The following is a 1,681-nucleotide window of genomic DNA, read 5'->3' as shown; positions in this document are numbered from 1 at the left end:
CATGATGGCAATTCTGATCGTCATCATAGCCCGATTCAAATGTTGGATAATGTGAAATCTATCGAGAATAATCTTTGTCTTAGGAAAAAGTAGTTCTTGATGGTGGCCTGTCGGTTGTTTTCAAGAACGGTGATGCCCTTTCGTGTATGGTAAATCAGAATACTTCCCCATTCATCTATGGTAAAATCATGATAACTTATAAGATTCCCTTCGTAACTAATTTGTTCAATGCTATTTTACTAGAAAATCTTATGAGTTTTTATTGTGTACTTATATTGTATATTCAAGTTGAAAAATATGGCTGGCGGTTCTTTACTAACTTTTTACTTAAAACGCTTACAAATATTTGTAAAACCTCTTATAAGGTCGTATACTTATAGTAAATAATCAAATAGCGCAGAGGCGCAGGAGGAAAAGCATATGGCTACATTTTACGTTCCATCAGTTAACCTTATCGGTAAAGGTGTTGTAAATGAAGTAGGTCCGTATATCAAGGAATTGGGGTATAAGAAGGCTCTTTTGGTGACAGACAAGTTCATCAAGGGAAGTGATATTTTACCTAAGGTCCTAAAACCATTAGATGCTGAAGGGATCGAATATGTGATCTTTAGCGATGTGGAGCCAAATCCGACTTGCAAGAACGTCACAGACGGAGTGGCTGCCCTGAAAGAGCATGGATGTGACTTCATCATCAGTCTTGGAGGAGGATCTCCTCAGGATGCGGCTAGTTGTATCTCTATCATTGCGACAAATGGTGGAAAACCACAGGACTACGAAGGTCTTCACAAGTCTGCTAAAAAAGGCTTGCCAGTGGTTGCGATCAATACAACAGCTGGAACTTCTGCAGAAATCACCATTAACTATGTCATTACTGACGAAGAACGCAAGGTCAAGATGGTAATGGTTGATAAGAACAGCCTCGCCCTTATCTCTGTCAATGATCCAGAACTCATGCTTTCAAAACCGAAAGGCTTGACAGCAGCGACAGGTATGGATGCTCTTACCCACGCTGTCGAGGCCTTGGTAACACCGGGTGCTTATGATGTGACCAAGAAACTCTCTATCGGAGCCATTGAACTCATCAAGGAGTACCTCCCTCGTGCCGTAGCTAATGGCCAAGATATTGAAGCGCGTGAGGGTATGGTCAATGCCATCTTCCTCGGTGGTATGAGCTTTAACAATGCTGGTTTGGGCTATGTTCATTCTATGGCTCACCAACTCGGTGCAGTATATAACTTGCCACATGGTGTCTGCTGTGCCATGCTTCTCCCAGTTGTAGAACGCGAAAATGCCAAACGTGTACCAGAAGCTTTCCGCAATGTTGCAAAAGCTCTTGGCCTCCATACCGAAGGCAAGACAGACCAAGAATGTGCTAGCTATGCTATTGCTGAAATTGAGAAACTGTCTGAAACAGTAGGTATTCCGAAGAAACTCACTGAACTCGGTATCCAAGAAAAAGACTTTGACTTTGATTATCTTTCTAAGAATGCTTTGATTGATGCCTGCGCACCTGGAAATCCATTTATGCCAACTCTAGAAGAAACCATTGCTCTCTACAAAGAACTCTTCTAAGGATTGAGTAGAGTGGAAGTGACTCATTCTTCAAAATATAAATAATGCTGGAAAGAACTATCATTTTGGTAGTTCTTTTTAAGTTCCTTAATATTCTAGTTAAAAATAT

At 40.9% G+C, this 1,681-nt stretch carries 1 protein-coding gene and 1 pseudogene; one reads left to right on the top strand and one right to left on the bottom strand.

Annotated elements, in window-relative coordinates:
* A pseudogene (locus tag SORDD16_RS12330) lies at positions 1–90 on the bottom strand (transposase); the annotation flags it as partial.
* Between the two features lie 330 nt (positions 91–420).
* On the opposite strand from SORDD16_RS12330, the gene SORDD16_RS08640 reads away from it, so the two are divergent.
* Positions 421–1,572, top strand: a complete 1,152-nt coding sequence (locus SORDD16_RS08640) for an iron-containing alcohol dehydrogenase (protein ID WP_061453131.1) — start codon at positions 421–423, stop codon at positions 1,570–1,572.
* Positions 1,573–1,681: the final 109 nt, after the last annotated feature.

The organism is Streptococcus oralis (assembly GCF_001578945.1).
GTDB lineage: Bacteria > Bacillota > Bacilli > Lactobacillales > Streptococcaceae > Streptococcus > Streptococcus oralis_Q.
Note: the sequence above shows the minus strand (reverse complement) of the source record. Positions and strands in the feature narration are given on the sequence as shown.